At 68.1% G+C, this 20123-nt stretch carries 20 protein-coding genes; 14 read left to right on the top strand and 6 right to left on the bottom strand.

Annotation, left to right across the window (positions count from 1 at the left end):
• Position 1: 1 nt before the first annotated feature.
• The 12 genes from ACQHIV_RS23540 (at position 2) to ACQHIV_RS23485 (ending at position 13273) form a co-directional block, all read left to right on the top strand.
• Positions 2–436, top strand: a complete 435-nt coding sequence (locus ACQHIV_RS23540) for a hypothetical protein (RefSeq protein WP_427885159.1) — start codon at positions 2–4, stop codon at positions 434–436.
• Positions 437–813: 377 nt separating this feature from the next.
• Positions 814–1200 carry a polymorphic toxin-type HINT domain-containing protein gene (locus ACQHIV_RS23535; RefSeq protein ID WP_427885158.1) on the top strand — a complete coding sequence of 129 codons (387 nt, stop codon included), beginning with the start codon at positions 814–816 and terminating at the stop codon, positions 1198–1200.
• A 1307-nt stretch (positions 1201–2507) separates the two neighbouring features.
• Complete coding sequence (locus ACQHIV_RS23530; protein ID WP_427885157.1) at positions 2508–3131, top strand: hypothetical protein; 624 nt, start codon at positions 2508–2510, stop codon at positions 3129–3131.
• Positions 3132–3271: 140 nt separating this feature from the next.
• Positions 3272–3598 (top strand): hypothetical protein, encoded by a 327-nt coding sequence (locus ACQHIV_RS23525; protein ID WP_427885156.1) that lies wholly within the window; start codon positions 3272–3274, stop codon positions 3596–3598.
• Between the two features lie 55 nt (positions 3599–3653).
• Positions 3654–5006 (top strand): glutamine synthetase family protein, encoded by a 1353-nt coding sequence (locus ACQHIV_RS23520; RefSeq protein WP_427885155.1) that lies wholly within the window; start codon positions 3654–3656, stop codon positions 5004–5006.
• The gene (locus ACQHIV_RS23515; protein ID WP_427885154.1) at positions 4981–5694 is read left to right on the top strand and encodes a gamma-glutamyl-gamma-aminobutyrate hydrolase family protein; all 714 of its coding nucleotides are present in this window, start codon (positions 4981–4983) and stop codon (positions 5692–5694) included. Before ACQHIV_RS23520 ends, ACQHIV_RS23515 begins: the two co-directional genes overlap by 26 nt.
• On the top strand, positions 5691–7037 hold the full coding sequence (locus ACQHIV_RS23510; protein ID WP_427885153.1) for an aldehyde dehydrogenase family protein: 1347 nt from the start codon (positions 5691–5693) through the stop codon (positions 7035–7037). The genes ACQHIV_RS23515 and ACQHIV_RS23510 overlap by 4 nt, the downstream gene beginning before the upstream one ends.
• A 3-nt stretch (positions 7038–7040) precedes the next feature.
• On the top strand, positions 7041–7817 hold the full coding sequence (locus ACQHIV_RS23505) for a 3-oxoacyl-ACP reductase (protein ID WP_427885152.1): 777 nt from the start codon (positions 7041–7043) through the stop codon (positions 7815–7817).
• Between the two features lie 10 nt (positions 7818–7827).
• Positions 7828–8547: a FadR/GntR family transcriptional regulator gene (locus ACQHIV_RS23500; protein ID WP_427885151.1), complete on the top strand. Its 720-nt coding sequence runs from the start codon at positions 7828–7830 to the stop codon at positions 8545–8547.
• Positions 8548–8634: 87 nt separating this feature from the next.
• Positions 8635–10170, top strand: coding sequence for an amino acid permease (locus ACQHIV_RS23495; RefSeq protein ID WP_427885150.1), 1536 nt, complete (start codon positions 8635–8637; stop codon positions 10168–10170).
• A 109-nt stretch (positions 10171–10279) separates the two neighbouring features.
• Positions 10280–13042, top strand: coding sequence for an AAA family ATPase (locus tag ACQHIV_RS23490; RefSeq protein ID WP_427885149.1), 2763 nt, complete (start codon positions 10280–10282; stop codon positions 13040–13042).
• Entirely contained in the window at positions 13043–13273 is a 231-nt protein-coding gene (locus ACQHIV_RS23485) for an SCO4848 family membrane protein (RefSeq protein ID WP_427885148.1), read from the top strand. It begins immediately after the preceding gene.
• On the opposite strand, the gene ACQHIV_RS23480 is transcribed toward ACQHIV_RS23485, so the two are convergent.
• On the bottom strand, positions 13245–14099 hold the full coding sequence (locus ACQHIV_RS23480) for an AraC family transcriptional regulator (RefSeq protein WP_427885147.1): 855 nt from the start codon (positions 14097–14099) through the stop codon (positions 13245–13247). The two genes, ACQHIV_RS23485 and ACQHIV_RS23480, sit on opposite strands and share 29 nt — an antisense overlap.
• 23 nt (positions 14100–14122) lie before the next feature.
• On the opposite strand from ACQHIV_RS23480, the gene ACQHIV_RS23475 reads away from it, so the two are divergent.
• Positions 14123–14950: a M55 family metallopeptidase gene (locus ACQHIV_RS23475; RefSeq protein ID WP_427885146.1), complete on the top strand. Its 828-nt coding sequence runs from the start codon at positions 14123–14125 to the stop codon at positions 14948–14950.
• A 129-nt stretch (positions 14951–15079) separates the two neighbouring features.
• Positions 15080–15493: a DUF2000 family protein gene (locus ACQHIV_RS23470; RefSeq protein ID WP_427885145.1), complete on the top strand. Its 414-nt coding sequence runs from the start codon at positions 15080–15082 to the stop codon at positions 15491–15493.
• A 5-nt stretch (positions 15494–15498) separates the two neighbouring features.
• Here the strand turns inward: ACQHIV_RS23470 and ACQHIV_RS23465 are convergent, their stop codons facing one another.
• The 5 genes from ACQHIV_RS23465 to sdhC all read right to left on the bottom strand — a co-directional run bounded on the left by ACQHIV_RS23465 (position 15499) and on the right by sdhC (position 19993).
• On the bottom strand, positions 15499–16611 hold the full coding sequence (locus tag ACQHIV_RS23465) for a WD40/YVTN/BNR-like repeat-containing protein (RefSeq protein WP_427885144.1): 1113 nt from the start codon (positions 16609–16611) through the stop codon (positions 15499–15501).
• Positions 16612–16740: 129 nt separating this feature from the next.
• Entirely contained in the window at positions 16741–17445 is a 705-nt protein-coding gene (locus ACQHIV_RS23460) for a succinate dehydrogenase iron-sulfur subunit (RefSeq protein WP_427885143.1), read from the bottom strand.
• Positions 17445–19187 (bottom strand): succinate dehydrogenase flavoprotein subunit, encoded by a 1743-nt coding sequence (gene sdhA / locus ACQHIV_RS23455; protein WP_427885142.1) that lies wholly within the window; start codon positions 19185–19187, stop codon positions 17445–17447. Before sdhA ends, ACQHIV_RS23460 begins: the two co-directional genes overlap by 1 nt.
• Positions 19188–19197: 10 nt before the next feature.
• On the bottom strand, positions 19198–19614 hold the full coding sequence (locus tag ACQHIV_RS23450) for a succinate dehydrogenase hydrophobic membrane anchor subunit (RefSeq protein ID WP_427885141.1): 417 nt from the start codon (positions 19612–19614) through the stop codon (positions 19198–19200).
• A gap of 1 nt (position 19615) precedes the next feature.
• Entirely contained in the window at positions 19616–19993 is a 378-nt protein-coding gene (gene sdhC / locus ACQHIV_RS23445; RefSeq protein ID WP_380192218.1) for a succinate dehydrogenase, cytochrome b556 subunit, read from the bottom strand.
• Positions 19994–20123: the final 130 nt, after the last annotated feature.

Here is a 20123-nt window from a genome sequence, read left to right as displayed (position 1 = left end):
CGTGAGTTATTACGCGGATCTTTCTCCGTACGAATACCTGTCGAATCAGCCAGATATGGTGAATATTGGATGGTTGTCGGCGGAGTACAGTTATTCCAGGGGTGCGGTCCCCGACGACTTTTTGCGTGCGTTGCTCGTGTGGCCGATAGACGACAGCACGCTCCTTCGGGGGGTGCACGACTGCGACTTCTGTGATGCGGAGTCACCGCTCAGGGTGCCGGCTCCGGTCGAGCGTGGATACGTCTCGCTGGGTATGGGTGAGTTTCATGTGGCCAGCCGTCAGGGGATTGTCTATTCCGCTCCGTCGTTGATCGTTCACTATATTTCATCTCATCAATATAAGCCGCCCATGGAATTCTTGGAAGCCGTTGAATGGCGTTTGAGTGAGTGTGGACCGGATGAACTTGGGGGCAGATTCCCGGGCTTGTCGCAGTAGCGTCAATGGTGACGGGGTGCGCGACCGCGCGGGGTTGCGGTCGGTTTATCGCCCTCGGGTGGGCTGCTCTTGAGGGGCCGTGCAGTGCGGCCACGGAACGATGGCGATCCGCGTCGTCGACACCAAGGCCACGAGGTACGCGAACAAGGCCTCAAAGCCGCGAAAGAGGCCAAGGGAGTCCGAGGCGCCACCCGAGAAGCCGATCGAGAACATCAAGGTCGGCGACCGCGTCTGGGCCCGCGACCAGGTCACCGGCAAGTCCGAGCTCCGCAAGGTCACAGGCCTCTTCCAAAAGCAGGAAACCAATCACTCTGGTCAGCGGCGGTGTGGTGGCCGTGACCACCGAGCATCCTTTCCATACACCCGACCGCGGTTGAGTGGAGTCCGGCGACCTCCAACCGGGCGACAAACTCCTCCAACGCGACGGCAAGACCGCCTACATCGGCTCCATCACGCAGGCCCGCGCAGCCGCCACGGTCTACAACTTCTCCGTAGAAGACGACCACAACTACTACGTCGGCACAGCAGGACTCCTCGTACACAACTGCCCAATCGGGCCATCAGATGCGTCCAAGGGATCGACAGGACGTACAAACGTTTCCCCGCAGGAACAGTGGGCGCTGGACCTCGCTCGAGAGTACCCAGAGCAGGGCGAGCGCCTCCCGCTCCGGATGCAGGACGAGCGATGGCCGGCACAACACGAAACCTTGAGAACCGATGATTTCAAGCCCAAGGATTGGTATGACGTACCGCCGGACAAGTAGGATTACGTTGTGAGAGTTATTGCGCGCGGGAATCGAGGAGCGGATCTCAACAGTCGCTCATTGGAGCTTTCCGGAAATACAACGGCGTCTGTGTTTCATGTGAGTCTCGGAAAGGAGTACGTCGTCTACGCATTGGCATGGTGGAGATCGGGCGCCGGATTCCTTGTGCTTACTGATCTGGGACGACCCGGCTGGTTGCACGCTGACCTCTTTCAGGTCACGGATGGCCGCATACCAGCCGGCTGGACGTTCGGCACGGTTGTAGATCCTGATTATGTACTGGCCTTGTGTGGTTACGACGCGTTGATTGTCGATGCGGAGCACCACGACCGCTTGGTCTACGGGGAGCCGGATGCTGTTCGGACGTTCCTCGCCGAGCGCGACACTACGTACGAGCTGACGCAAGATTCCGTCAGGATGCGTGCGCTCGGAGATTCGTTCGCTAAGCCATGCACAGGATGCGAGTGAGCGAATCGCGCAGCTCATGCGCCGTGGAGCAGATCACTCCACCGTATGGATGCGCTGTGATGAAGCGGGACCGATAGGAATGCGACCATGAGCTTCGATCTGGGATTCTGGTCTGCGATTCCCTCAGGTTCGCAACGAGTGGTGTCTGCCGGAGGTTCCTGGAGGGACAAACCTGGAGGGATGCGGGGCGTCGCGTCGAGGATGGGTGATCGAAGGCTCCTGTCCAGAGCTTTCTGGCGGCGTATCGAGACCTGGCGGTTGTTGAAGTTCACCGTCAGGGACCCGCCGTCGGCGGTGCTCTTCCGAATGGACTCCAGCCAGGGGGCGCGGCCTCGAAGACCTGCTGACCATCACCCTCGCCAACGGTGACAAGGTAGTGCTCACCACCGAACACCCCTTCTACATCCCCGACCGCGGCTGGGTGGAGTCCGGCGAGCCGGAGGACGCGGCGGCTCTGGTCCTGTCTCCCAGGGTGCGACTGGTGTCGATCGCGCTGTCGCAGATTTCGACACCGCGCGCGGACGCATCCTCGGGCGTGAGATCACGGTCACCGCAGGCGGCGTTCGCTGCGACCCGAGCTCGACGTCAGCACCCCACGGGCGTTCCTCGAGCATGACAAGCAGGTACCTGCCATCGGCGTCCTGGGCGATCGTGCCGGTATCAGCTACTCCCGCCACCCGCGCTCCGTCCGCGGGAAGTGCAGACAGCATGCCAGATGCTCACGGCGATCTTCGGCGTGGTGCTCGGCGGGGTCGTACACGTTCGTTGCCGTCGAGCACAGCGGGCTCGTCCTCGCGCGTGACGACACCGGAGCAGCACGGCTGAGGACAGAATGAGGCATGGCTGTCGAGTTGAAGGAGTACGCCGAATTACTGGCGGTTCATCGGGCGTTGATGGCTGCTCGGTTCGTGGATGAGCCGGAGACGCCGACGCTGCTGGGGAGTCCGTATCTGGCGAAGGTGCACAGCGGAGTTGTCGACGAGATGACTGCTCTGTGCCGGCGTGAGGGACGGTTCGGGGAGGCAGAGCGGTGGGAGGACTGGCGGGAGATGTCCAGGGGTCGGGCCGAGTGGGGCGTGGTGCGGCGTCGGTTGGGCGCGGAGTGGGGGTCGTTAGGCAGTCGCGAGGACAAGCGCGACTACCTGGGTCTCTGTTTTCAGCCGTTCAGGGTGTCCGCGGAGTTGGTCGACGAGATGATCGCTGACTTGGACGGGGCGGCCGGCGGCGTCGCATTGGTACGGCGGTTCTTCGAGGACCAGGTGAACGGAGCGGTACGTCGTACTCTGCTGACCGCGGTGATCGAGCAGGATGCCGGCCGGGTGGAGTTGAGGCTCGACGTGGTGGACGTGGTGATGGACTTCGACCGCCGGCTCGTGGTTCTCGGCGATGTGCCCGCGACAGGGGTCGAGGTCGCGCTGGGGATGGGAGAGTTCGTCGCGCGGCTCGTCGAGTGGGATGGGTGAGGCTGGAGCATGAGTTTCGATCTGGCGTCCTGGTTCGCGATTTCCGATGAGGAGGAATCGCCGTGGACGGCTGGGATCTACCTCACTTCGGAACGTGTGGCGGTGGGACCGTGCATCCGCCGGCATGCCGGGGTGCAGTGATGGACCTGGAGGAGTTCGCGCGGCGGTTGGAGCGGGTGCGGGAGGGGCGGGTGGCTTCGGGGTGGCCCGCGGAGTTTCCGTTGTTCGAGCTGCAGATGGTGTCGGAGGTGGAGATCCGGGCGGTCGAGAAGGAGCTTGGGACGAGCAGATTCCTGGGTGTGTCGCGGTGGCGCCGGTGGGGACGGGGGACTGGTGGGGGTTTCGGGTGCGGGACGGTGTGTGAGGAGCGGGTGAGCTTCTGGTACCACGACGATCAGGTGGTGGAGGCGGCGTACTCGGGGTTTCTCGAGTTTCTCGACGGGGTGGGGTTGCGGTCGGCGGGTTGACAGCGGTTCGGTGGCCTGAGTCAATGGACTGGAAACAGACCAATAGGCTCTGGGAGTGGTCGTGTTGGGTGTCGAGGAGTTGCGGCGGCTGGTGGCGGACGGTGTGGTTGACACCGTGTTGGTGGCGATCACGGACATGCAGGGGCGGTTGCAGGGGAAGCGGTGTGGGGCTCGGTACTTCCTGGAGGAGGTGCTGAAGCACGGGACCGAGGGGTGTAACTACCTGCTGGCGGTCGACGTGGACATGAACACCGTCGACGGGTACGCGATGTCCTCCTGGGAGCGTGGGTACGGCGACATGGTGATGGCGCCCGACCTGGACACGTTGCGGCTGGTGCCGTGGCTGGAGGGGACCGCGCTGGTGCTGTGCGACGTGCAGTGGCTGGACGGTACGCCGGTGGTCGCGTCGCCGCGGCAGGTGTTGCGCAGGCAGCTCGACCGGCTGGCCGAGAAGGGGCTGAAGGCGTACGTCGGGACCGAGCTCGAGTTCATCGTCTTCGATGACACCTACGAGACCGCCTGGAACCAGCGGTACCTCGACCTCACACCGGCGAACCAGTACAACGTCGACTACTCGCTGGTCGGCACCTCCCGGATCGAGCCGCTGCTGCGCGACATCCGCAACGGGATGGAGGGCGCCGGCATGTACGTCGAGTCCGCGAAGGGCGAGTGCAACCTCGGCCAGCACGAGATCGCGTTCCGGTACGACGAGGCGCTGGCCACCTGCGACAACCACTCGATCTACAAGACCGGCGCGAAGGAGATCGCGGCCAAGCACGGCAAGAGCCTGACGTTCATGGCGAAGTACGACGAACGTGAGGGCAACTCGTGCCACATCCACCTGAGCTTCCGCGCCGACGACGGCGACCCGGTGCTGGCCGGCGACCGTGATCATGGGTTCTCCCAACTGATGGAGTACTTCATCGCCGGGCAGCTCGCCTGCCTGTCCGAGTTCACGTACCTGCTGGCGCCGAACATCAACTCCTACAAGCGGTTCGCGAAGGGCAGCTTCGCGCCGACCGCGGTCGCGTGGGGCCTCGACAACCGGACGTGTTCGCTGCGCGTGGTCGGTCACGGCGACTCGCTCCGGGTCGAGAACCGGCTCCCCGGCGGCGACGTGAACCCGTACCTCGCGGTCGCCGCGATCATCGCCTCCGGCCTGCACGGCATCGAGCAGGAGCTCGAACTCGAGCCGCTGCTGGAGGGCAACGCGTACGAGTCCGACAAGGAGCACGTCCCGTCCACGCTGCGCGAGGCGTCGGCGTTGTTCACCGGCTCGAAGCTCGCCCGTACGGCGTTCGGCGACGAGATGGTCGACCACTACAGCAACGCCGCCCGCGTGGAGCTCGACGCGTACGACGCGGCTGTCACCGACTGGGAGCGTGTCCGTGGTTTCGAACGGCTCTGAGCGGCCGCGGATCGGCATCACGACGTACCTCGAACCGGCCACCTGGGGCATCTGGCACCGCGAGGCCGCACTGGTGCCTCGCGTGTACCTCGACGCAATCGCCGCAGCAGGCGGCACCCCCCTCCTACTGCCGCCCGTTGGCACCGACCCATCAGTACTGGGCCTACTGGACGGTCTCGTCATCGCGGGTGGATGCGACGTCGACCCAGGGCAGTACGGCGCGACGCCGCATCCCGAGACCGTGGACACCAGGCCGGACCGAGACCTCCACGAAACAGTCCTGATCCGAGAAGCCCTGGACCGTGAACTTCCATTGCTGGCGGTGTGCCGGGGGTTGCAGGTGCTGAACGTGGCGCTGGGTGGGACGTTGCAGCAGCATCTCCCCGACGTTGTCGCGCACGACGGGCACCGCCCGGCGCCGGCGGAGTTCGGGCGGGTCGACGTGAAGATCGAGCCGGGCACGCTGACCGCGCGGATCCTCGGCGACCGGGCGACCGGTAGCTGCTACCACCACCAGGCCCTCGACGTGGTCGCGCCCGCCCTCAAGGTCACCGCCCGCGCCGACGACGGCACGGTCGAGGCGGCCGAGGTGGAGGGCAAACCCTTCGCGCTCGGAGTCCAGTGGCACCCGGAGGAGACCCCCGAGGACCTGCGGCTCTTCACCGCACTGATCAGGAGTAATCGATGATGTACGACGTACTCAATCCGGCCACCGAGAAGGTGGTGCGGACGATCGAGCTTGCCGACGTGCCGGCCGCGGACGCGGCGATCGAACGGGCCCGGAAGGCGTTCGATTCCTGGCGGAACGTGGCGCCGGCCGATCGCGGGCGGCTGCTTCGGCGGTTCGCCGACGCGGTCGACGCGGACCTGGAGAACCTGGCGGCGCTGGAGGTGGAGAACGCCGGCCACACGATCGGCAACGCCCGCTGGGAGGCCGGCAACGTCCGCGACGTGCTCACGTACTACTCGGCCGCGCCGGAACGCCTTTTCGGTCGGCAGATTCCTGTCTCCGGCGGGATCAACGTGACGTTCCAGGAGCCGCTCGGCGTGGTCGGCGTGATCGTCCCGTGGAACTTCCCGATGCCGATCGCCGGCTGGGGTTTCGCCCCCGCCTTGGCGGCCGGCAACACCGTCGTCCTCAAGCCCGCCGAACTCACCCCGCTGACCGCGATCCGCCTCGGCGAACTGGCCCTCCAAGCCGGACTCCCCGAGGGCGTCCTGGAAATCGTCCCCGGTCCTGGGAAGACGGTCGGCCGGCGCTTCGTCACGCATCCGGCCGTCCGCAAGGTCGTCTTCACCGGCTCCACCACCGTCGGCAAAGAGATCATGGCGGGCTGCGCGGACCAGGTGAAACGGGTGACGCTCGAGCTGGGCGGGAAGTCCGCGAACGTGGTCTTCGCCGACGCGGACCTGGAGAAGGCGGCAGCACAGGCGCCGTACGGCGTGTTCGACAACGCGGGGCAGGACTGCTGCGCGCGGTCCCGGATCCTCGTCGAGCGGTCGGCGTACGACCGGTTCATGGAACTGCTCGAGCCCGCGGTCAAGAACTTCAAGGTTGGTGACCCCAATGATCCGGCGACCGAGATGGGGCCGTTGATCTCGAAGGCCCAACTCGAGCGGGTCGCCTCGTATGTCCAGAACCCTGCATTTCAAGGCAGTGCGCCCACAGGTGCGGGGTTCTGGTTCCCGCCGACCGTGTTGGCGCCGCCGGACGAGCGGGCGGCGCGCGAGGAGATCTTCGGCCCGGTCGTCGCGGTGATTCCGTTCGAGGACGAGGCGGACGCGGTGCGGATCGCGAACGACAGCGAGTACGGGCTGTCCGGGTCGATCTGGACCCGCGACGTCGGCCGGGCGATCCGGGTCGGCCGCGGGATCGAGGCGGGCAACCTGTCGATCAACTCCAACTCCTCGGTCCGGTACTCGACCCCGTTCGGCGGGTACAAGCAGTCCGGCCTCGGCCGGGAACTCGGCCCGGACGCGCTCGCCGCGTTCACCGAGATCAAGAACATCTTCATCTCCACGGAGGACTGAGAAATGGACGTCAACGCTCACCGGCTCGAAGGCCGCGTCGCCGTGGTGACGGGCGGTGCCAGCGGCATCGGCCTGGCGACGGTACGGCGGCTGGCCGCGGAGGGCGCCCACGTGGTGATCGGCGACCTCGACCCGGCAGCCGGCAAGAACGCCGCGGACGAGGTGGGCGGCCTGTTCGTGCCGACCGACGTCACCGACGCGGCCGCGGTGGACAACCTGTTCCAGCAGGCCTTCGACACGTACGGCGCGGTCGACATCGCGTTCAACAACGCCGGCATCTCGCCGCCCGACGACGCGTCGATCCTGGACACCGGTCTGGAGGCGTGGCGGAAGGTGCAGGAGGTCAACCTGACCTCGGTGTACCTGTGCTGCAAGGCGGCGATCCCGTACATGCAGCGCCAAGGCAAGGGCTCGATCATCAACACCGCGTCGTTCGTGGCGATCATGGGCGCGGCGACGTCGCAGATCTCGTACTCCGCGTCCAAGGGCGGCGTACTGGCGATGAGCCGGGAGCTCGGCGTCGAGTTCGCGCGGCAGGGGATCCGGGTGAACGCGCTCTGCCCGGGCCCGGTGAACACGCCGCTGCTGACCGAGCTGTTCGCGAAGGACCCCGAACGCGCCCAGCGCCGGCTGGTGCACGTCCCGATGGGCCGCTTCGGCGAACCCGAGGAGATCGCCGCCGCGGTCGCCTTCCTGGCCAGCGACGACTCGTCCTTCATCACCGCCAACACGTTCCTGGTGGACGGGGGAATCTCCGGCGCCTACGTGACTCCCCTCTAGTCTGGAGCACATGGTCGTTCAGGCAGATGACGCGGTGTTCCGGCCGGTGCGGGCCGGGAACCCGTTCGAGGAGACGGTCGAGCGGTTGCTGCAGGCAATCAAGCTCGGTGTCGTCGTGCCCGGCGACCGGCTGCCGCCGGAGCGCGAGCTGGCGGCCCGGCTGAACGTCAGCCGGGTCACCCTCCGGGAGGCGATCCACGCGCTCACCGAGGCCGGGTACGTCGAGTCGAGAAGAGGCCGGTACGGCGGCACGTTCGTCAACGAGCAGCTCCCGAAACCCCGCCGTACGCCGGCCAAACGGCTCGCCCGTGACCTCGGCGCCGGGCTGGAGGACGCGCTCACGCTCCGCCTGGTCCTGGAGACCGGTGCCGCCGAAGCCGCCGCGTCCCGCACCCTCGGCGACGCCGAACGCGATCACCTGCAACGCTGCCTGGCCGACAACGCCGCCGCCTCCCTGACCGACTACCGCCGGCTGGACTCCCGCCTGCACCTGGCCATCGCCGAGGTCACCGGCTCGCCGTCGCTGACGTCCGCGATGGCCGACGTCCGGATGCGCCTCAACGAACTACTGGACGCGATTCCCCTCCTCGAGCGGAACATCGAGCACTCCAACGAACAGCACGCCGCGATCGTCGACGCCATCCTCACGGCGGATCCCGGGGCCGCCCGGCGCGCGATGCAGGAGCACCTGCAAGGTACCGCCGTACTCCTGCACGGCTTTCTCGACTGACTCCTTGACACCGGGCCGCCCGGCTGGCGCAATGAACTAAAGGTCTGGGGGGAGACCATTGAGGCGCCACTGTCCAGGAGGCCAGCAGTGAGCAACGAACGTGCCGAGTCCGCCGCCCCGATGACCGACGACGAGAAACGCCTGCACCAGTTGGGCTACGCCCAGGAACTGTCCCGGACGATGTCCGGGTTCTCGAACTTCGCGGTGTCCTTCACGATCATCTCGATCCTGTCCGGCTGCCTGACCCTGTACGGGTTCGGGATGAACACCGGCGGCCCGACGATGATCGTCTGGGGCTGGCCGGTCGTCGGCCTGATGACGTTGTTCGTCGGCCTCGCGATGGCCGAGGTCTGCTCGAGCTTCCCGACCGCCGGCGGCCTGTACTACTGGGCCGCGAAACTGGCGCCGAGCAACGGTGCCGCCTGGTCGTGGTTCACCGGGTGGTTCAACTTCCTCGGCCAGGTCGCGGTGACGGCCGGCATCGACTTCGGCGCGGCGTTCTTCCTGAACGCGTTCCTCGACCTGCAGTTCGGCTTCGCCGCGACGCCCGGGCACACGATCCTGCTGTTCGGGATCATCCTGCTGGTGCACGGTCTGCTGAACTCGTTCGGCGTGAAGCTGGTCGCGAAGCTCAACGACATCAGCGTCTGGTGGCACATCGTCGGCGTGCTCGCGATCGTCGTCGTACTGATCGTCGTACCGGCCAAGCACCAGTCGGCGTCGTTCGTGTTCGGGCACTTCGTGAACAACACCGGCTGGGGCTCGACCTTCTACGTCGCGCTGCTCGGCCTGCTGCTGGCGCAGTACACCTTCACCGGGTACGACGCTTCCGCGCACATGACCGAGGAGACGCAGAACGCCGCGATCTCCGGGCCGCGCGGGATCGTGATGTCGATCCTGGTCTCGCTGGCGGCCGGGTGGGTGCTGCTGATCGGGCTGACGTTCGCGATCCAGAGCTACGATGGCGCGCTGAAGAGCTCGACCGGCGTACCGCCCGCGCAGATCTTCATCGACGCGGCCGGCGCGGTGACCGGGAAGATCCTGCTGCTGATCGTGATCGGCGCGCAGCTGTTCTGCGGGATGTCGTCGGTGACGGCGAACTCGCGGATGATCTACGCGTTCTCCCGGGACGGCGCGCTGCCCGGGTCGACGTTCTGGCACAAGATCAACCACCGCACCCGGACGCCCACGAACGCGATCTGGCTGGCAGCCGGCGGCGCGTTCGTGCTCGGCCTGCCGTACCTGTGGAACGCGACGGCGTACGCCGCGGTGACGTCGATCGCGGTGATCGGCCTGTACATCGCCTACGTCCTGCCCACGCTGCTCCGGCTGCTGCAGGGCGACCGCTTCCAGCCCGGGCCGTGGAACCTCGGCCGCTGGAGCCGGCCGATCGGCATCGTCGCGATCGTCTGGGTCGTGTTCATCACGATCCTGTTCATGCTGCCGCAGGTCAGCCCGGTCACTGGTAGCACCTTCAACTACACGCCGATCGCGGTGCTGGTCGTACTCGGGTTCGCGGCGGCGTACTGGTTCCTGTCCGCCCGCCGCTGGTTCACCGGGCCGAAGGTCCAGGGCAGCGAGGAGGAGCTCGCCGCGATCGAACGCGACCTCGAGTCCATCTAGCCGATTCACCCGTCGTGCCGGGGCTCAAGCGTGCCCCGGCACGATCGTGCCGTGTCGTTGTGCCTCCGGGCTGTGATAATCCTCGAAGGTAATCCTTCAGGGAGCTGGATTGACAGACGACGAGCTGGTCGGACGTGCCGCACTGGTCGAGCGTGCTACCAAGCAGCTCGAGACCAGTGGCAGTGTGCTGCTCTACGGCCCGACCGGTATCGGAAAGTCTGCCCTCGGCCGCGCGCTGGTCGCGGACCTCGCCCGCAAGGGCTGTCGCCTGCTGAGCGCGGCGCCGTCCAACGCCGAGGCAGGCCTGCCGTACGTCACGCTCCTCGACCTGCTGTCCAGCCAGCTCGAGTTCGCCTGGCAGGTGCTGCCCGACCACCTCCGGCAGCCGCTCGAGGTCGCGCTGCTCAAGGCCAGCGCGCCGGACACTGTGCGTGACGAGCTGGCCGTACGACTCGCCGTACTGCACGTCCTCCGCCGCCTCGCCACGACCGGACCCGTGCTGATCGTCGTCGACGACATCCAGTGGGTCGACCCGTCAAGCCTCGAAGTGCTCACGTTCTGTGCTCGCCGGTTGTCCGACGGCGTCCACGTGCTGGCGACCGAGCAGGTGGCCGACGGGGACCTCCCGGTGATGGCGGCCGCGTGCCCGGAGCCGGTCCTGCAGCTCGAGGTCCCGCCGCTGACCGAGCCCGACGTACTCGGTCTGCTCCGGCAGCGCCTGTCCAGCCCGCTCCCGGTGCGTACGGCGCGCCGGATCTTCGCCGCGAGCGCCGGCAACCCGTTCATGGCGCTGGAGCTGGGTCGCGCCGTACTGCGGCATCCGAAGAGCGTCTCGCCCAACGACCCGCTCCCCGTCTCGAACCGCCTGAAGACGCTCCTGAGCGAGCGCCTCGCCGACATGTCCGCCGGTACGCACGAGCTGCTCCTGCACGCCGCGTCGTCGCCGCGCCCGACCACGACGCAGCTCGCCCGGTCGCTGGACCGCCCGATCGACGCCGATCTGGCGGCCGCCGAGACGCTCGGCCTGATCGACGTCACCGCGGAACGGCTCCGCTTCACGCACCCGCTGCTGCGCGAGTTCGTGTACGCCGAGGCCACGTCGGCGGACCGGCGCCGCGCGCACGCCAAGCTCGCCGCCGTCGTCGACGAGCCGGTCGAGAACGCCACCCACCGCGCGCTCGCCACCCAGGAGGCCGACGTACAGCTGGCCGCCGCGATCGAGGAGGCCGCCACGGTCGCCGCCGGCCGGGGCGCACCCGGCGCCGCCGCGAACCTGTGGCGGCTGAGCGCGGAGCGTACGCCGGTCACCGAGGCGGACGAGCGCGCCCGCAGGCTGACCCGGGCCGCCGACGACGCGGTCGCCGCGGGCCACCCGGCGGAGTCGGCCGACATGGCGCGACTCGCCGTACAGATCGCGACCACGCCGGCGACCAAGGTGCCGGCGCTGCTGCTCTGCGCCGACGCGGTCTGGCCGGACCGCGAGCGCCGCGTGGAGCTGCTCGCCGAGGCGTTCGAGGCCGCCGTCGGGAACAAGGCGCTCGAGGCGCGGGTCCGGATCGAACGCGCCAACAGCCACTACTTCGACCGCAGTCTCGACGAGGCGTGGGAGGACGCGCGGACCGCCGAGCAGCTGGCCCGGGAGGCCGGTGACACCGAGGCGGTCGTCGACGCGCTGAGCGCGGCCAGCTCGGTGCTGGTGGTCCGCGACGCCGGTGAGTCCGCGGACGCGCTGCTGCAGCAGGCCGCCGAGCTCGCGAAGGGCCTGCCGCTCACCCGGACCACCGTGAACGCCCGCCAGATGGCCGCGATGCAGGAGCTGTTCCGCGGCCGGACCGCCGAGGCGATCACCGCGATCAACGCGCTCGCCGACGAGGTCCGCGACCACGGCGCGATGCGCTGGCTGGCGTCCGTACTGATCTCCGCGACGGCGATCTACGAGCGCAGCGGCCGCGGCGCCGACGCGCTCGCCGCCGGGCACGAGTGCCACCAGCTGATGCAGGACATCGGCGACGAGTCCGAGGTCGGCCTGGTGATCGCGAGCCGCGCCGAGTGGGCCGGCGGTACGGCGACGATGGCGCGGCAGCTCGCGGAGGCCGCGCTCGAGGCCGTCCGGCTGGTCGGGAACGACGAGTGGACCGGCCCGGCGCTGGCCGCGATCGGCCTGACCGGCGTACTGGCCGGCGACCCGCAGCGGGCGGTCGAGGCGTTCGACGCGATCGCCGAGTCCGGCGACACCGCGATGCCGTTCGACCCGGCGATCATCCCGTGGCACGCCGACTACGCCGAGGCGCTGGTCGCGGCCGGCCGGCTGGACGACGCGGCCGCGCTGATCGCCGAGATCCGGTCGCGGGCGGAGAACCTGGACCGCGTGGTGGTGAAGCTCGGCCTGGACCGCGCCGAGGCGCTGCTGGTCGCCAAGCAGGGTGACCCGGCCGCGGCGCTGGAGCTGCTGGAGAAGTCCCTCGGTACGGCGGGGGACCGGGTCTACCGGCTCGACCTGGCGCGCGGCGAGCTGACCCGCGGCCGGATCGCGCGCCAGGCCCGCCGTCGTTCGGTCGCCCGGACCGCGTTCCTGGACGCGATCGAGCAGTTCGAGGCGTACGGCGCACCCGGCTGGCGGGAGGTCGCGGAGACCGAGCTGGCGCGGCTCGACGTACCGAGCCGGAGCCGGCAGCCGTCGGAGCTGACCGACAACGAGCAGCAGATCGTCTCGATGGTCCGCGACGGGTCGACGAACCGCGAGATCGCGGCCGCGCTGTACCTGTCGGTGAAGGCGGTGGAGTCCCAGCTGACCCGCCTGTACCGGCGCTTCGGGGTCGCCAACCGGACCCAGCTGCTCCGGACGGTGGACCGGCCTGGTCACAATGGCTAAGTGAAGCTCGAACGCAAGCACGCCGTTGTCCTGCTCGGTATCGCCGCCTGGAACGTGGTCACGTACGCGCGTTTCATCAAGGCGCTGATCGACACCGAGGACCGCCCGACCGGGTACTACGTGGCGCACACGATCCTGATCATCGTGAACTTCCTGATCGCGGCGCTGCTCGGTACCTGGGGTGTCCGCGCGTACAAGGAAGCTAAGAAGCCGCAAAACGCGTCGGTGTGACGCCGAGCACCTTCTTGAAGTGCCGGTTGAGGTGCGACTGGTCGTAGAACCCGGCCAGCGCCGCCACCTCGCCCGCCGGACGCCCGTCCAGCAGGTACCGCCGCGCGAGGTCGACCCGCCGCCCGGTCAGATACCGGTGCGGCGGCATCCCGTACTCCCGGCTGAACGCCCGCACCAGGTGCACCGGATGCGCATGAATGATCCGCCCGGCCTCCTCCAGACTGATCCCCTCGGCAACCCGTTCGTCCAGCAGCTCCCGTAGCTGACCCGCGATACCGCCGTCCCACCGGCGACCCGCGACACCGGCGTCGCGCCGTCGCCCGGCCCCGCCTTCCTCCGCCGGCGGGCCGGCGGCGCCAGCCGCCCCGACCTGGCGGGTGAGGTGTTGTTGGAGGCGCTCCTCGATGAAGAGCAGTCGGCTTTGTGCCTCCAGGTCTTCCCGGCCGTCCCGCAGTACGCCGTGCAGCTGGTGGATCCGGTGCCGCAGCAGCGGGTCGACGTACTCCGGCTGATCGACCGCCGCCCCGATCAGCCGCGCGTCCAGCCGGTCCGGCGCCAGGTACAGCACCCGCTTCCGGAACCCCTCCGGCCGCACCGACCGCCCGTCGTGCGGCACCTGCGGCGGCAACAGCGACACCTGCGCCTGCGCCAGCCCGTGCTCGTGCCGATCCAGGTCGTACCGTACGGCGCCCTCGTCGACGATCAGCACCGTCCAGGCGTCGTGCGTGTGACTCGGGTACGCGTGGGTCGGGAAATGCGCGTGCAACACCTCGACGACCCCGGGCACCCCGGGCCGCCACGCCCGTACCTCGGCGTCGCCGCTCATAACTCAGAACATACGCTCTGGGGGTGAAGGTCTACGTGAGTGCGGACATGGAAGGCGTCACCGGAGTCGTCGACGCGGAGGACGTCCAGCCACCCGGCCGCGACTACGAACGCTCCCGGGTACTGATGACGGAGGACGTGAACGCCGCCGTCCGCGGCGCGTACGCCGCCGGCGCCACCGAAGTACTGGTCAACGACGCCCACGGCCCGATGCGCAACCTGCTGCCCGACCTCCTCGACCCCCGCGCCCTGCTGATCAAGGGCCGCCCGAAGCCGATGGGCATGATGGAAGGCCTGACCCCCGACCACGACGCCGTCCTCTGCATCGGCTTCCACGCCCGCGCCGGCGTCCTCGGCGTACTCAGCCACAGCTTCATGGGCCACGAAATCGAAGACATCTGGCTCGACGACCACCCGACCGGCGAAATAGGCCTCCTCCACGCCGCCGCCGCGGCCCACGGCGTACCGGTCGCCCTGCTGACCGGCGACGACACCGCCTGCGACGAGATGAAGGCGTGGGACCCCGCGGTCGCCACCGTCGCGGTGAAGTACGCCAAGGACCGCTTCGCCGCCCAACTGGTCCCACTCACCGAAGCCCGCGAGGCCATCGAGTCCACCACCACCGAAGCCCTACGGCACCTGCACATCGCGAAGCGGAACGCCGCCGTCCGGACCCTCGCGGTCCGTTGGCAATCGGCCTCGGTGGCGTCTCACCTGACCGCGATCCCCGGTGTCAGCCGGCGCGACGACCGCACGGTTGTGGTGGGGGCCGACATGCTCCAGCTCTACCGGATGTTCAACCTGTTCCTCCGCGTGTGTACGGCGGTGACGTCGAACCCGCCGTACTGCTGAGGGGCTTTGCGGAACCTTTTCGCCGTAGAGCGCTGGCTTCTTTCCGGGGAGCGGCCTCAACCACCACGTACGCGACGGGGTTAAGAACGTACAAGACCGGCTGCGTCCCGGGCCGTCATCGTTGGGCTTGTGGAAAAGTTCGAGACGAAGATCGGTGTGTTGTTGCGGGACGATCTGGCCATGTGGCAGCGGTTGAACGTGACCGCCTTCCTCGTGAGCGGGATTGCCGGCACGCACCCTGAGGTGATCGGCGAGCCCTACGAGGACGCGGACGGCAGGCGGTATCTGCCGATGTTCCGGCAGCCGGTGATGGTGTTCGAGGGGTCCAAGGAGTTCATGAGGACCGCGCACGAGCGCACCCTCGGCCGGGGCATCGAGCATTCGGTGTTCACGCAGGACCTGTTCGCGACCGGCAACGACCACGACAACCGGGCCGCAGTGAAGGCCGTTCGCACCGCGGAGCTCGACCTGGTCGGTATCGCCGTCTATGGGCCCAAGAACGCCGTCGACAAAACCCTCAAGGGCGCCACCAAGCACCACTGAGCGGACTAACGAGGGACGAACTTCGTCCAGGTCGCGCCGTTGTCCGTGCTCAGCACGACCCCCGTCGTACGCCGCTTGGGCACCTCCGGCCCGTACAGCAGCTGCTGGTCGCCCGACAGATCGGCCAGATCACCCGGATACCCGCCGTTCAGCTTCGCCGCGCCCTCGCTGATCCGGTAGATCCGCGGCCGCGCCCCGGCCGGACCGCCGATCATCAGCGCCGTGCCGTCGTCGAACGCGACCGGGGAGGTGCTCAGGCTCGGCGGCGGGTTCTGCACCGTGGTCCAGTGCTCGCCGCGGTCCGTGGAGATCGCCATCTTCGTGACCTGCTGCCCGGTGTCGGTGACGACGACCGTCGTACTGACCAGCGTGTGCCCGTCGGGGCTGACCGCGAGCCGGCCGAGCTGGTTGTTGGCGTCGAGCGACTGCGAACCCCAGGTGTTGCCGCCGTCGTCGGTCCAGACGATGTCGGTACGGGCGACGCCGCTGAGCATCCAGCACCGCCCGGTGCCGTCGCAGACCGGCGAGCGGGTACCGCGGCCCTGGAGGATCCGGACCGTCGACTCCTGCGGGTTCACGACCACGATCCGGCCCGGCACGATCTGGTCGGACAGCACCTCGCCCGGGGAGAACGTCGTGGTCGGCACCCGGTACCGGAGCTTGGTGAGCTGCGGGCCGTCGTATGTCAGCCGGAACATCATCGACGCGCTGCCGTCCAGCGTGCCCTCGACCGGCGGCGCGACCGCGAACGCCTCGGTCCCGGTCCGCAGGGTGACGTACGGCACCGGCCAGGAGGGTGCGGTGGCGCGGGCACCGTCGCGGTCGAGTACGGCGGCGTACTCGCAGTCCGGGCCGGTCGTGCAGTCGGACCAGCCGGCGGCCCAGCGGTTCCGGGTGGCCATCGTCATCGACAGCACCTGCGCGCGGACCGAGTTCACCACCGCGGTGCCGGGCGGCCCGGCGACCGCGGGCAGGACCGTGGACGGCTTGTCGGCGACGGCCTCGGGGGTGGACAGGTGCAGGACCGCGACGATGATCGAGGTCACCGCGGCGAGCACCCCGACGACCAGGAACGGCGGCATGCTCCGGGGCAGGCCGCAGCGCTCCAACAGCTCCACCGAGCGACGGTAGAAGCGGTCGGACAGCTCACGCAGGCGCGGCTCCACTGTCACCCCCCAAGGCAGAGATCTCCCCCGCAAGGCAGGGTCAGGTCGGCGGGAGAATCTTACCGTGAGCAGAGCGCAAGCTCAGACCCGGCGGAAAATGAGCGCTCGCTTGACTTCCTGGATCGCCTTCGTGACCTCGATGCCGCGCGGGCAGGCCTCGGTGCAGTTGAAGGTGGTCCGGCAGCGCCAGACGCCTTCCTTGTCGTTCAGGATCTCCAGCCGCTGCTCGGTGCCCTCGTCGCGGCTGTCGAAGATGAACCGGTGCGCGCCGACGATCGCCTGCGGGCCGAAGTACTGCCCGTCGGACCAGAACACCGGGCAGGACGTCGTACACGCCGCGCACAGGATGCACTTGGTGGTGTCGTCGAAGCGGTCCCGGTCGGCCTGCGACTGGATCCGCTCCCGGGTCGGTTCGTGACCGTCGGTGATCAGGAACGGCATCACCGAGCGGTACGCCTCGAAGAACGGGTCCATGTCGACGACCAGGTCCTTGAGCACCGCGAGCCCCTTGATCGGCTCGACGGTGATCTCCTTCTCCGGGTTCAGGTCCTTGATCAGGGTCTTGCAGGCGAGCCGGTTCCGGCCGTTGATCCGCATCGCGTCGGAGCCGCAGACACCGTGTGCGCAGGACCGCCGGAACGTCAGCGTGCCGTCCTGCTCCCACTTGATCTTGTGCAGCGCGTCGAGGACCCGGTCGGTGGGCTCGAGCGTGACCGAGTACGTCTTCCACTCGGCCTCGTCGACGACCTCGGGGTTGTACCGGAGGATCTTGACCTTGACGTCCATCAGTACTTGCGCTCCATCGGCTTGTAGCGGGTCTGCACGACCGGTTTGTAGTCGAGCCGGATGGTCTCGTTGCCGTCGCTGTCGACCTCGCGGTACGCCATCGTGTGCCGCATGAAGTTCACGTCGTCGCGCTTGTCGTAGTCCTCGCGGAAGTGCCCGCCGCGGGACTCCTTGCGGGCCAGCGCCCCGACGACCAGCACCTCGGCCAGGTCGATCAGGAAGCCCAGCTCGACGGCTTCGAGCAGGTCGGTGTTGAACCGCTTGCCCTTGTCCTGGACGGCCACGTTCGCGTAGCGCAGTTTGAGCGCCTCGATGTCGGTGAGCGCCTGCTTGAGCGAGCCCTCGGTCCGGTACACCTGCGCGTTCAGGTCCATCGTGGCCTGCAGGTCGGACCGGATCGCGGCGATCCGCTCCTCGCCGGTCGAGTTCCGCAGTCCCTCGACCAGGTCGACGACGTACGCAGACGGGTCCTCGGGAAGCTCCTCGAAGGAGGCGGTCTCGGCGTACTCCGCGGCCGCGATGCCGGCGCGCCGCCCGAACACGTTGATGTCCAGCAGCGAGTTCGTACCCAGCCGGTTCGCGCCGTGGACGGAGACGCAGGCGACCTCGCCCGCGGCGTACAGGCCGGGGATCACCGCTTCGTTGTCGGCCAGCGCCTCGCCCTTGATGTTGGTCGGGATGCCGCCCATCGCGTAGTGCGCGGTCGGGAACACCGGGATCTGCTCGGTGTACGGCTCCACGCCCAGGTAGGTACGCGCGAACTCGGTGATGTCGGGGAGCTTCGCGTCGATGTGCGCCGGCTCCAGGTGGGTCAGGTCGAGCATCACGTACGCGCCGTCCGGCCCGCAGCCGCGGCCCTCGCGGACCTCGTTCGCCATCGCGCGGGCGACCATGTCCCGCGGCGCCAGGTCCTTCACGGTCGGCGCGTACCGCTCCATGAACCGCTCGTTGTCCTTGTTCCGCAGGATGCCGCCCTCACCACGGGCCGCCTCCGACAGCAGTACGCCGAGCCCGGCCAGGCCGGTCGGGTGGAACTGGAAGAACTCCATGTCCTCCAGCGGCAGGCCCTTGCGCCACACGATGCCCATGCCGTCGCCGGTCAGCGTGTGCGCGTTGGACGTGGTCCGGAACACCTTGCCGAAGCCGCCGGACGCGAAGATCACGGACTTCGCCGAGAACACGTGCAGCTCGCCGGTGGCCAGCTCGTACGCGACCACGCCGCTCGCCTTGCCGTCGGTCATCAGCAGGTCGAGAACGTAGTACTCGTTGAAGAACTCGACGTTCTGCTTGATGCACTGCTGGTAGAGCGTCTGCAGGATCATGTGGCCGGTACGGTCGGCCGCGAAGCAGGAGCGCCGTACGACGGCCTCGCCGTGGTTGCGGGTGTGGCCGCCGAAGAACCGCTGGTCGATCTTGCCCTCGGCGGTCCGGTTGAACGGCAGCCCCATCTTCTCCAGGTCGAGGACCGCGTCCACGGCCTCCTTGCACATCACCTCGGCCGCGTCCTGGTCGACCAGGAAGTCACCGCCCTTGACCGTGTCGAAGGTGTGCCACTCCCAGTTGTCCTCCTCGACGTTCGCCAGCGCGGCGCACATGCCGCCCTGGGCCGCGCCGGTGTGGGAGCGGGTCGGGTAGAGCTTGGTGAGTACGGCGGTCCGGGTGCGCTTGCTGGACTCGAGGGCCGCGCGCATACCGGCGCCGCCCGCGCCGACGATGATTACGTCGTACTGATGGACCTGCATGACGTCCTTACTATTTGCAGACCGACAACGTGGAGTTGGGGTCGAGGCAGGGGTCGAAGGTGAAGATCACCAGGGTGCCGAAAACCACGACCACGATCGCGGCCGTGATCAGCAGGGCCTTCAGCCAGAACCGGGTCTGGTCCTTCTCGGCGTAGTCGTTGATGATCGTGCGCAGGCCGTTCGAGCCGTGCAGCATGGCCAGCCACAGCATCAGCAGGTCCCAGACCTGCCAGAGCGGGTTGGCCCACTTGCCGGCCACGAACCCGAAGTCCAGCGCGGTGATCCCGCCGCCGAGCATCAGGTTCACGAACAGGTGCCCGAGCACCAGGATCACCAGGGCGAGCCCGGACAGCCGCATGAACAGCCAGCTGTACAGCTCGAAGTTGGAGCGGCGGCTGCTGGTCCGCGGTGCGGCGATGTCGGTCATGTCAGCCTCCGAAGACGTGCGAGAGGTGACGGATGACGAACGGCACGAACAGGACCACCCAGAGCACCAGCACACCGATCATCAGCTGCCGCTGGTAACGCGGGCCCTTGGCCCAGAAGTCCACCAGGATCAGCCGGATGCCGTTGAACGCGTGGAACAGGATCGCCGCCACCAGCCCGACCTCGAGGAGACCGATGACCGGGTTCTTGTAGGTGCCGATCACCTCGTTGTAGGCGTGCGGCGAGACCCGGACGAGTGCGGTGTCCAGCACGTGCACCAGCAGGAAGAAGAAGATCCCGACGCCGGTGATCCGGTGCGCGACCCATGACCACATGCCCTCCCGGCCGCGGTAGAGCGTGCCGGCTGGTTTGCTGGGCAAACCCGTCCTCCGATCGGACCCGAGAACCTGGCGAAATCCAGGTCGGTTCGATGCTAATCCCGCCGTAAGGGCCGAAAGGTCTTCACAGGTGTGAGATCCGTCGCGTCGATGGCCCATCCGTCCGGGACGC

Source organism: Kribbella polygonati, assembly GCF_050320105.1.
GTDB lineage: Bacteria > Actinomycetota > Actinomycetes > Propionibacteriales > Kribbellaceae > Kribbella.
Note: the sequence above shows the minus strand (reverse complement) of the source record. Positions and strands in the feature narration are given on the sequence as shown.

Excerpts from the sequence above, each read along its gene's own strand:
- ACQHIV_RS23510 (WP_427885153.1), top strand. The coding sequence starts at position 5,691 with ATGATGTACGACGTACTCAATCCGGCCACCGAGAAGGTGGTGCGGACG.
- ACQHIV_RS23450 (WP_427885141.1), bottom strand. The coding sequence starts at position 19,614 with ATGACCGACATCGCCGCACCGCGGACCAGCAGCCGCCGCTCCAACTTC.
- sdhA (WP_427885142.1), bottom strand. The coding sequence starts at position 19,187 with ATGCAGGTCCATCAGTACGACGTAATCATCGTCGGCGCGGGCGGCGCC.
- ACQHIV_RS23460 (WP_427885143.1), bottom strand. The coding sequence starts at position 17,445 with ATGGACGTCAAGGTCAAGATCCTCCGGTACAACCCCGAGGTCGTCGAC.
- ACQHIV_RS23500 (WP_427885151.1), top strand. The coding sequence starts at position 7,828 with ATGGTCGTTCAGGCAGATGACGCGGTGTTCCGGCCGGTGCGGGCCGGG.
- ACQHIV_RS23480 (WP_427885147.1), bottom strand. The coding sequence starts at position 14,099 with ATGAGCGGCGACGCCGAGGTACGGGCGTGGCGGCCCGGGGTGCCCGGG.
- ACQHIV_RS23505 (WP_427885152.1), top strand. The coding sequence starts at position 7,041 with ATGGACGTCAACGCTCACCGGCTCGAAGGCCGCGTCGCCGTGGTGACG.
- ACQHIV_RS23530 (WP_427885157.1), top strand. The coding sequence starts at position 2,508 with ATGGCTGTCGAGTTGAAGGAGTACGCCGAATTACTGGCGGTTCATCGG.
- ACQHIV_RS23525 (WP_427885156.1), top strand. The coding sequence starts at position 3,272 with ATGGACCTGGAGGAGTTCGCGCGGCGGTTGGAGCGGGTGCGGGAGGGG.